This window comes from Haemophilus sp. SZY H36, from assembly GCF_018829625.1.
Taxonomy (GTDB): Bacteria; Pseudomonadota; Gammaproteobacteria; order Enterobacterales; family Pasteurellaceae; genus Haemophilus; species Haemophilus haemolyticus_K.
In genome coordinates this window covers 449120-459033 of record NZ_JAHKKA010000002.1, presented here as the reverse complement: position 1 = coordinate 459033, position 9914 = coordinate 449120, and the positions used below count along the sequence as shown (strand labels likewise).

At 38.6% G+C, this 9914-nt stretch carries 8 protein-coding genes; 1 reads left to right on the top strand and 7 read right to left on the bottom strand.

The window, feature by feature from the left end; translation table 11 throughout:
* The first annotated feature begins 272 nt into the window (after positions 1-272).
* The gene (gene copM, locus KP713_RS05965; protein WP_048952695.1) at positions 273-650 is read left to right on the top strand and encodes a CopM family metallochaperone; all 378 of its coding nucleotides are present in this window, start codon (positions 273-275) and stop codon (positions 648-650) included.
* Positions 651-678: 28 nt separating this feature from the next.
* On the opposite strand, the gene KP713_RS05960 is transcribed toward copM, so the two are convergent.
* The 7 genes from KP713_RS05960 to murJ all read right to left on the bottom strand — a co-directional run bounded on the left by KP713_RS05960 (position 679) and on the right by murJ (position 9763).
* A complete protein-coding gene (locus tag KP713_RS05960; RefSeq protein ID WP_048952696.1) occupies positions 679-1026 on the bottom strand; it encodes a ComEA family DNA-binding protein in 348 nt (115 codons plus the stop codon).
* A 172-nt stretch (positions 1027-1198) separates the two neighbouring features.
* Positions 1199-2143, bottom strand: a complete 945-nt coding sequence (gene ispH / locus KP713_RS05955) for a 4-hydroxy-3-methylbut-2-enyl diphosphate reductase (RefSeq protein WP_048952697.1) — start codon at positions 2141-2143, stop codon at positions 1199-1201.
* Positions 2140-2655 carry a signal peptidase II gene (gene lspA / locus KP713_RS05950; protein WP_048952698.1) on the bottom strand — a complete coding sequence of 172 codons (516 nt, stop codon included), beginning with the start codon at positions 2653-2655 and terminating at the stop codon, positions 2140-2142. Before lspA ends, ispH begins: the two co-directional genes overlap by 4 nt.
* A 69-nt stretch (positions 2656-2724) precedes the next feature.
* Complete coding sequence (locus KP713_RS05945; RefSeq protein ID WP_215770122.1) at positions 2725-4284, bottom strand: phosphoethanolamine transferase; 1560 nt, start codon at positions 4282-4284, stop codon at positions 2725-2727.
* 76 nt (positions 4285-4360) lie between these two features.
* The gene (gene ileS, locus KP713_RS05940; RefSeq protein ID WP_215770121.1) at positions 4361-7186 is read right to left on the bottom strand and encodes an isoleucine--tRNA ligase; all 2826 of its coding nucleotides are present in this window, start codon (positions 7184-7186) and stop codon (positions 4361-4363) included.
* Between the two features lie 35 nt (positions 7187-7221).
* The gene (gene ribF / locus KP713_RS05935; protein ID WP_215770120.1) at positions 7222-8142 is read right to left on the bottom strand and encodes a bifunctional riboflavin kinase/FAD synthetase; all 921 of its coding nucleotides are present in this window, start codon (positions 8140-8142) and stop codon (positions 7222-7224) included.
* A 46-nt stretch (positions 8143-8188) separates the two neighbouring features.
* A complete protein-coding gene (murJ, locus tag KP713_RS05930) occupies positions 8189-9763 on the bottom strand; it encodes a murein biosynthesis integral membrane protein MurJ (RefSeq protein WP_215770119.1) in 1575 nt (524 codons plus the stop codon).
* Positions 9764-9914: the final 151 nt, after the last annotated feature.

Below are 9914 nucleotides of genomic sequence, written 5' to 3'. Positions count from 1 at the left end.
AAAATTAAAAGGTGATTCGATTGGGCTTTCAATGCCTAAATCTGTCTGAGCAATGACTTCAAAACCAAAATCAGCTAATACATCTACAATTTCTTTTACTTTACCTTTATTGCCCGTGGCAAGTACAAATCTTTGCTTCGTAATTCTGTCCCTCATATCAAATATTGTCTTATTTTAATATCTCACCAAAAATTTTCGGAATAAATATTGACTTTAACCTTAGATCAAGGTTTATGATTCGCGCTCATTCAGTTATCACATAGGAGAAAAACATGAAAAAACTTATGACTTTTATCACACTTAGCGCTGCTGCAGTTTCAATTTGTGCCCAAGCTAATGAACAACCGCATCAAGCACACATGAATATGCCAATGCCGACAGGTTCTGCAATGCAACAAGAATTAATGCAAGGTATGACTCAAATGCATCAGGACATGATGGCTGCTATGCAATATCAAGATCCTGATGTTGCTTTTGCAGCAGGTATGTTGCCACACCATATTGGCGCAGTAAAAATGGCGGAAGTTGAATTAAAATACGGAAAAGATCCAGAGATGCGTAAGCTTGCTGAGAATATTATTCACGCACAACAAGCGGAAATTGAACAAATGCAAAAATGGCTTAAAGTGCACAATAAAAAAGCCCTGTAAAACAGGGCATCTATAAGCGGTTTTAAAATTAAAAGGTGATTCGATCACGGTTTCTTTCAAGTGTTGCTTTACCAATCCCTTGCACTTCTAATAGTTGTTCAGCACTCGTGAAATTACCGTGTTTTTCACGATATTGCACTATCGCTTCTGCTTTTTTAGCACCGATTCCTGTTAAGGCTTTTTGAATTTCACTAACGGTTGCCGTATTGATATTCAATTTATCGCTCACAGTAGCCGGTGCAACTTGAGCCTCAGTTTGAGTTGCTACAACAGGTTGAACAGCCTGCTCCGCAGCTTTTTCCTCAGCAAAAGCTGAAGACGCACCCAAAGCCCCGCACAATACCACCGAAGTAAATAATGTTTTCATTAATTTCATAGAGGTTTCCTTTTATAATATGAACATGTTGATGAGCATATCAACACAGCCATTTTTTATGCTTTCAAGAAAACGCTCAAGATTCTTACCGCACTTTTGCGATTCAGATCGCAAAAATTCTTAATTTGAATGAAAAAACAAAGGGCTTATCATTTACGACAAGCCCTTAAGATTAGTTAACTTCTTTTATTCTCAGCTCTTTTGGAACCTCAAAGAACATATTTTCTTCTAAACCTTGTAGTTCTTCTATGGTATTCGCACCAAACTCTTTTAAGCGGGAAATAATCGATTGAACTAATTCTTCGGGTGCAGACGCGCCGGCTGTAATCCCAATGGTTTTCACATCATTAAACCAATCAGCTTGAATATCGGAAGGATCATCAAGAAGCTGTGATTTAACCCCCATACGAGAAGCCAATTCAGCTAAGCGATTTGAATTTGATGAATTTTTAGAACCAACTACCAATACCAAATCAGATAATTTTGCCAATTCTCGCACCGCTTCTTGACGATTGGTTGTCGCATAACAAATATCGTTTTTATGTGGACCTTGAATAGCGGGATATTTTTCCTTTAATGCAGCAATAGTTTCTGCTGTATCATCTAGCGATAAAGTTGTTTGCGTCATAAAGGTTAAATCATCATTTTCTTGCATCGGCAAACGTGCAATATCTTCTACTTTTTCAATCAGGAAAATCCCGCCATCTTCGTTGCTATACTGCCCCATTGTGCCTTCAACTTCAGGATGCCCTTTATGCCCAATCAGAATCGCTTTTGTTCCCTTTCGACTTGCACGAGCAACTTGCATATGCACTTTTGTTACCAAAGGACAGGTTGCATCAAATACTTTGAGATTACGATCTTTCGCTTCTTGTCGAACAGCTTGAGATACACCATGCGCAGAAAAAATCACGATCGCGCCATCAGGTACTTCGCCTAATTCTTCCACAAAGATCGCACCACGATCACGCAATCCGTTCACAACAAATCGGTTATGCACCACTTCGTGACGAACATAAATCGGAGCGCCATGAATTTCTAAGGCTAGTTCAACAATGCTAATGGCACGATCTACACCGGCACAAAATCCTCGTGGATTCGCTAAAATTATCTTCATTTCTGACCGCACTTTTCTGCTTGTTTATCTTGTACTTTTTTCTTTTCGCTCTTAAAAGCATCCAATGCCAACAAACCTGCGCCAATACAAATGGCGATATCGGCGATATTAAACACTGGATAATGGTAAATATCCCAATAGAAATCAAAGAAATCCACGACGAAACCATTGTAAGCGCGATCCACCATATTCGCTAACGCCCCTCCAATAATGAGTGCATAAGCAGAATTTTGGATTTTTTGTTGAGCATTATTTTTTGCTAAAAAATAAACCAACATGCCAGAAATAGCCAACGCTAACAAAATAAAGAAATATTGTTGCCAGCCACTATGATCCGCTAAGAAACTAAATGCCGCGCCATAATTGCGAACATAGGTAAGATTGAAAACAGGCAACACATTAACACTTTCATACAAATCAAATTTTTGCACCACAATATATTTAGTGAGCAAATCAATCACGAAAGCGACCGCACTTAACCATAAAAATGAAAGCCCTGATTTTTTGGACATAATATTTCCCTTTTAAAAAAATTTCGTTAATTCTAGCATAAGCCGATAAATGATAAAGCACGATCTCATTTACTGAACGGCTTCTGGTAATTTTGCTGGATCATCAGCTAACTCTTTAACATTCACCACTTTCTTCCAATCAAATACCTTAATTTCCTGTTTTTCAGGACGGAAAAAATCCACGTCTTGTAAATGTTTTTCCTTAATTCCCATCCAATCAGCAAAACCATAAACAAAATTAAATGCAGATTGTGGCGTTTTTATTTTTTCTACCTTTTGGCTATCACTCGAAAACATAACGAAAGGAATTTCATAATCTTGTTTATAAAGATTATTTGGATGCAATGATAAACCTTTAGAATCCTCATAATGAGCAAGCCCATGATCAGAAAAGTAAATCACCGAATAGGGCTCATTTTGTGCTACCAATTGTGAATTTAATTTTTCTAAAAACTGATCGGTATATTTAATCGATTCTAAATAACAAGACATAGATTGATTAATAAAATAATTTTTAACCTCGTATGGAAGACGCTCACAAAAGGCGGGATGTGAACCCATTAAATGAATCACAATTAATTTTGGATTCGTAATATTTTCTTTTAAGGCTTTATCTAATACAGGTAACATTTCATCGTCATAAACTTTTTTAGAGTTATAACCTAACGGCTTCATAAAAATCGTTTCATCTGCACTTTGACCAATACGAGAGGCCATCGTATCAAATTCACCAATTTTGCCTTGATTAGAAATCCAATAGGTTTTCACGCCCGCTTTTTTGGCTAAAGAAATAATATTATCCGTATAAACCGTTTCCCCTTTATCTGCTCGATATAAGGTGCGTTGTAAGGATGGTTGCGTATTTGGTGCCGCAGAATAATAATTTTCAAAAACTGTGCCTTTCACACTTTCTAAAAATGGCGTGGTTTTCAGTGGAAAGCCATATAACGACATATAATCTTTTCGCATGCTTTCACCGATAATCAAAATATAATTTTTATATTTTGGCGTAAAAGATTGAATATCCCATTGAGAAGGCGCATTGACAGATTGATTTAGAAAATCTCGTTGTTCTAAATACAGATCATTCATACGATCAAATTCTGAGTAGAAAAGAACTGGATAAAAACGGAATTTATACGCATAGTTCCAATCAGAAAATTGATTGTAAGACAAAACTAATAATATGCCGATAGCAACAGTATTTAGCCATTTAAATGCTTGTCGTTTAGCATGAAAACTTAATTTCATTAAAACAACAAACAGAATGAGATAAGTAGCTTGAAATAAAAATATCCAAAAAGGAATGGTTGTATAGTATTCCAAAGTTTCATTAATATTCGTTTCATAAACAGAAGCGATAATACCTAAAGATGGAATACCATAGAAAAAACCAGCAGAACAATAAAATATCGCGCTGAGGAATAATACAGTGATTAATATTCGCCCAATCCAAGGGGTGAAATAAAAAGAAATCGCCGTGATAACAAATAAAATTGCGTAATCTGAAACGGGAATATTCTCACTTAATACATTACCCAACCCCATATTGGTAAAAATGGAGAAAACAAGCAATAAGAGATAAAACCACATTGTTTTTGAGCGAATCATTTCTTTTCCTAACATCATCTCTACTTCCTTTTGTACAAAAGTAAAAAAGTGCGGTTAAAATCAACCGCACTTTTCTGTTTTACAACAAATTTAATTATGCAAAATGGCGTACTTCACCATTACCCGCCACATTTTCTACACAACGTGGACAAAGTGTTGGATGTTCAGGGTTCACGCCGATTTTGTCAGAATAATGCCAGCAGCGCGGACATTTTTCACCGTTAGAACGAGCTACATTCACTGCAATACCTTCTAACTCACCCGCAGCCACATCTTCAGGTTTGTCTGCTAATGCTTTCACTTCAGCTTTTGAGGTAATTAACACGAAACGTAATTCATTGCCTAATTGTTCTAACAATGCACGATATTCGTCATTCGCATAAACGGTCACTTCTGCTTCTAAACCGCCACCAATCACTTTATCGTTACGCGCGACTTCTAATACGCGGTTCACTTCTGAACGAACTTTAATGAGTTGTTGCCAGTAAACATCATCTAATTTTTCATTCTCGCCTAAACCAAATAAGCCTTGATAGAATTCTTCAGTAAATACGAATTCTGCACGACCACTTTCGATTTGTGGTAAGTGTTGCCAAATTTCATCGGCGGTGAAAGATAAGATCGGAGCCATCCAACGAACTAATGCTTCAGCAATATGCCATAACGCAGTTTGACAACTACGACGCGCAAGGCTATCCGCTTTAGTTGTATATTGACGGTCTTTGATAATATCAAGGTAGAACGAGCCCATTTCCACAGAGCAGAAACGCATTAAACGTTGTACCACAGTGTGGAATTGATAGTTATCGTACGCGTCTTTAATTTCTTTTTGTGCATCTAACGCACAAGCTACCGCCCAACGATCTAGGCTAATCATTTCTTCTGGTTTGACTAAATCACGTTTTGGATCAAAACCATTTAAGTTCGCTAATAAGAAACGAGCGGTGTTACGAATACGACGATAGCTATCCGCTGCACGTTTTAAGATCTCATCAGAAACGGTCATTTCACCCGTATAGTCGGTAGAAGCGACCCATAAACGTAAAATATCACCACCGAATTTATCCATTACTTCTTGTGGGGTCACAATGTTACCGATAGATTTTGACATCTTACGGCCTTGACCATCCACGGTGAAACCATGGGTTAATACTTGTTTATACGGTGCTTCGCTGTCCGTTGCCGTAGAAAGCATTAAAGAAGACATAAACCAACCACGGTGTTGGTCAGAACCTTCTAAATACATATCAATATCTTGACCATTAAATTCTGGGCGATTTGCGACAACTGAAGAATAGGTTGATCCTGAGTCAAACCATACATCAAGGGTATCAGGCACTTTGCGATAGGTTTCTGCGTCCGTACCTAATAATTCTTTTTCGTCTAAATCCCACCATGCTTGAATACCAGCTTTCTCTACACGTTTCGCCACTTCTTCAAGTAGCTCTAAAGTACGCGGATGAAGTTCTTCGGTTTCTTTGTGCACGAACAACGTCATCGGTACGCCCCAAGTACGTTGACGGGAAATACACCAGTCTGGGCGGTTTTCAACCATTTTCTCGATACGCGCTTGACCCCAATCTGGAATCCAGCGAACTTGTTTGATTTCACCTAAGGCTTGTTGACGTAAACCTTGTGTTTCCATACCGATAAACCATTGTGGGGTCGCACGGAAAATAATCGGGGTTTTGTGACGCCAGCAGTGTGGGTAACTGTGTTTGATTTTCTCAACTTTTAATAAGTTGCCCACTTCTTGTAATTTTTCAATAACCAATGGATTGGCTTCAAATACACCTTTGCCTGCGAAGAATTCAGTCGTTGAAATAAATTTACCGTCATTCGATACAAGACCAGCCATTGGTAAATTATATTTTTGTCCAACAATAAAGTCGTCTAAACCGTGGTCTGGTGCGGTGTGAACTAAACCTGTACCGCCATCAGTGGTCACGTGATCACCTAAAATTACTGGTACAGTGAAATCATAGAACGGATGGTTAAAGCGTACTAACTCAAGCGCTTGACCTTTTACTGAACTTAACACTTTAACTTGTTCTACGCCCACCGCTTTCGTTACGGATTCAACTAATTCAGCGGCTAAGATCACACGCTCGTCGCCAAGTTGTACTAAGTTGTATTCTAAGTCTGCATTTACCGCAATCGCACGGTTAGATGGCATTGTCCAAGGTGTGGTGGTCCAAATCACCGCAGATAATTTGCCGTGGCCTTTGCCTACTGCGTTAAATTTCTCTTCAATTTCGACCGCACTTACGGCAGGAAAACGAACATAGATAGACGGAGAAACTTTGTCTTCGTATTCCACTTCTGCTTCAGCCAAAGAAGAACCGCAGTCTAAACACCAGTGAACTGGTTTTGAGCCTTTGTATAAATGGCCATTCGCAATCACTTTACCAAGAGTACGGATGATGTTTGCTTCGGTGTCGAAGTTCATCGTTAAATAAGGATTATCCCAATCGCCCAACACACCTAAACGGATAAAGTCTTTTTTCTGACCTTCTACTTGTTCTGCAGCATATTCGCGACATTTTTGACGGAACTCAGCTGCTGTAATTTTCTCGTTTGGTTTACCTACTAAACCTTCTACTTTTAATTCAATTGGCAAACCATGACAGTCCCAACCCGGGATATAAGGTGAATCAAAACCTAACGCCGTTTTAGATTTAATAATAATATCTTTCAGAATTTTATTAACGGCGTGACCGATATGAATATTGCCGTTCGCATACGGAGGGCCATCATGCAGAATAAAAGATTTTTTGCCTTTGCTCGCTTCACGAATTTTTTGGTAAAGATTTTTCTCGTACCAATTTTTCAACATATCAGGTTCGCGCTTAGCTAAATCACCGCGCATTGGAAAGCTGGTTTCCGGTAGGTTAAGAGTGTTTTTGTAATCGACTGTCATTTTATTTTCCAATTTTTACATTTTAAAATTAACTGTTAAAAAAACGCTTTCGCAGTTTCTACGTCTTTCTCAATTTGTACTTTCAAATCATCAAAAGACGGGAATTTAATCTCGTTTCTAATCTTGTGGCAGAATTCGACTTCCACCATTTGGCCATAAATATTCTGAGAAAAATCAAACAAATGAACTTCTAATAATTGCATTAATCCATTTATAGTTGGGCGTTTTCCCATGTTGGCGACGCCATTAAAAATCTCGCCTGACTTCAACCGCACTTTTACGGCATAAACGCCTTTGATTGGATTGACTTGTCTATGTAAACGAATATTGGCCGTTGGAAATCCTATTGATCTGCCTAACTTATTACCATGGATCACACGCCCGAAAATACGATAAGGTTTACCGAGTAAATTTTCTGCAAGTTGTAAGTCATCATTCGCTAACGCTTCGCGAATTGCAGTGCTACTAATTCGCTGTTCATCTAGACAAAAGCTACGGTTATCTTCAACAATAAAACCGAAACGCTGACCAGCTGCTTGCAACATTGCAAAATTGCCTTGGCGTTTTGAGCCGAACTTGAAATCATCGCCAATGCTTAAAAATTTCACATGTAGATGATTAACAAGCGTTTGCTCAATAAACACATCAGCTGGTTGTTCGGCAAAAGTGCGGTCAAATTTCGCCACAATTACGACATCAACCTTAGCCTTTTCGAGATAATAAATTTTGTCACGCAAACGCATTAAACGCGCTGGTGCATTTTCTCCCATAAAATATTCACGCGGCTGTGATTCAAATAACAATACCGCCATGGGTAAATTTAATTCGTCAGCTTTTTGGCGCAAATGGCGGAGAACTGCTTGATGCCCTAAATGCACACCATCAAAGTTGCCGATCGTTAGCGCACAACCTTGTAAAACACGATTTGCATTATGAAGCCCACGAATTAATTGCATGTCCTTATCCATGAAAATAAGAGAATTTCGGCATTATAGCGAGAAGTTAGTTTTTTGTCAGCAAATGGTGCTTGCGAACGCCTAATAAAATCAACGTTGTGCCATAAACTATTGCGGCTAATACAATCAACCAAACAAGCCAATAAACACGCATGAAGAAATCCATTTTCGCCCATTGGTTGATTTCAGGCACGTAATACCAAACTGCTGCCCCCATTGCGATTGCAGCCAATAAAACTTTTCCAAAAAAGACCGCACTTTTACGTGAAAAATGGTATACATCCGCTTTAGCTAAACCACGATAAAGCAAATAAGCATTTAAGGTTGCCGACATTGCTGAAGCAATAGCTAAACCCACATAACTGAAAGGAATCGCCAATAGGTTAAAGCCCATATTACTCACCATGGCAATAATGCCGATTTTTACTGGCGTTTTGGTATCTTGGCGGGCGTAATAGCCATTGGCGAGGATTTTAATCAACATAAAGCTAAGTAAACCTGCATTAAATGCCCATAAAGAATAAGAGGCGGCATGAACATCATTTAGCATGAAATTTCCACGCATAAAGAGCGTAAGTAACATCGGTTGAGCCAATACCGCAATACCAATGGCTGCGGGAACGCCAAGTAATAAAATCATTCGCACGCCCCAATCCATTGTATTACGAAAATCAACCGCACTTTTATCTGAATCGCCATCACGATTAACGTGGTGGCGAGCAAGCGTTGGCAAAATTACGGTAGAAATCGCAATGCCAAATAAACCAAGAGGAAATTCCAGTAAGCGGTCGGAATAATACAACCAGCTAATAGAGCCAGTCATTAAGAAACTAGCGATAACCGTATCAAGTAGCAAGTTAATTTGACTTACAGAAACCCCGAACAAAGCTGGAATCATTAATTTACGAATTTTGGTTACGCCTTCATCCCGCCAAGCCCACTTGGGTTTCACTAGTAAACCAGCTTGTTTCATAAATGGAATTTGGAATAAAAACTGTAATAATCCGCCAAGAAAAATCCCGATAGCGAGTGCAAGATCTGGGTTATCCATTTGTGGTGCAAGAAAAAGTGCGGTGGCAATCATCGCTATATTTAATAACACTGGTGAAAAGGACATCACGCCGAATTTCCCAATCGTGTTAAGCACCGCACCAGAAAGTGCCACAAAAGTAACAAACCATAAATAAGGAAAAGTTATTTTAAGTAAAAGGGAAGCTTGTTCAAATTTATGTGCATCTGGGCCATCATTTATCCAATCGGTAAACCAGCCCATCCCAAATAAAGCAGCAACGACAGGCGATCCAACCATTGCGAGGATTGTAACAATACTGACCAATCCCCCAAGGGTACCAGAAACTTTTCCAATAAATTCACGGGTTTTATTAATATCACCAGATTTTTGATATTCTGCGAGAACAGGTACAAAAGCCTGTGAAAAAGCCCCTTCAGCGAATAAACGACGAAGAAAATTTGGGATACGATTAGCAAATAAAAAAACGTCCGCTGTGGCGCCTGCACCAATGAGATGAGCGATAACTACATCGCGAACAAGACCTAACACTCTAGATAATAAAGTCATAGAACTAACAACAATGCTAGATTTTAAAAGTCGTTTACTCAAAATATTCTTCTCTACCCTAAAATTTTTGCCTAATTGTATAGAAATTTTGTTTTTACGCTATATTCCGTGAAAAAAAACTGATAAAATCCGCCGCACATCGTTTGTGTGAGCCCATATTGAAAGAGCTTGTAAAAATAACGATACTTACTTT

Excerpts from the sequence above, each read along its gene's own strand:
- ribF (WP_215770120.1), bottom strand. The coding sequence starts at position 8,142 with ATGCAATTAATTCGTGGGCTTCATAATGCAAATCGTGTTTTACAAGGT.
- lspA (WP_048952698.1), bottom strand. The coding sequence starts at position 2,655 with ATGTCCAAAAAATCAGGGCTTTCATTTTTATGGTTAAGTGCGGTCGCT.
- KP713_RS05945 (WP_215770122.1), bottom strand. The coding sequence starts at position 4,284 with ATGATGTTAGGAAAAGAAATGATTCGCTCAAAAACAATGTGGTTTTAT.
- copM (WP_048952695.1), top strand. The coding sequence starts at position 273 with ATGAAAAAACTTATGACTTTTATCACACTTAGCGCTGCTGCAGTTTCA.
- KP713_RS05960 (WP_048952696.1), bottom strand. The coding sequence starts at position 1,026 with ATGAAATTAATGAAAACATTATTTACTTCGGTGGTATTGTGCGGGGCT.
- ileS (WP_215770121.1), bottom strand. The coding sequence starts at position 7,186 with ATGACAGTCGATTACAAAAACACTCTTAACCTACCGGAAACCAGCTTT.
- ispH (WP_048952697.1), bottom strand. The coding sequence starts at position 2,143 with ATGAAGATAATTTTAGCGAATCCACGAGGATTTTGTGCCGGTGTAGAT.